Below are 540 nucleotides of genomic sequence, written 5' to 3'. Positions count from 1 at the left end.
CTTTCTCTATGTTTGAAGAGTAATTTACACCGACCCCGATAGCGCTGAACCTGAATACTGAGTCCTTTCTCTAACCAGTAATCAAAGGATTTTTGCAATCTTTTCATTCGCCGTAAATACATCAAATGTTCAATTTCATTTTTCTCAAATTGATGTCGGGCTCGAAAGAGAGAATTGGTTATAAGGCATAAATGCCGGCCAATATAAGCAGTATGACCGCCACCACTATAGTCAGCAATTTGTTGAAGGTTTCGTTTTACATGAGCCCAGCATAATTGGTGCTTATCGGGTGAAACCCAGTTGTAGCTTGGGCATTGATCCGATACAACAATACCTGCGTAGTCTTCATTGATTATCGTCTTCGCTGAAATAGCAGAGCGAGAAAATAATATTTTCTCATAAACTAAATCGTCACTCGCCATAAGCCAGCACCAACGCAATCCATCTTCATCATTACGACTATGGGATGTTTCATCTACATGAATTAATGGGGATTTTTGTAACGCTAACTTTACTGCTTGGTGCGTCACTGTAAGCATT

The 540-nt window shown here is 39.8% G+C and carries 1 protein-coding gene; it reads right to left on the bottom strand.

The features are described from left to right. Positions 1-540: IS66 family transposase (locus HC723_RS17050; protein ID WP_190339955.1), on the bottom strand; the 540-nt coding region annotated here is incomplete at both ends.

Origin of the sequence: Vibrio sp. S11_S32 (assembly GCF_014694465.1) — a bacterium.
GTDB classification, from domain to species: domain Bacteria; phylum Pseudomonadota; class Gammaproteobacteria; order Enterobacterales; family Vibrionaceae; genus Vibrio; species Vibrio algicola.
This window is presented reverse-complemented; position numbering and strand designations above follow the sequence as displayed.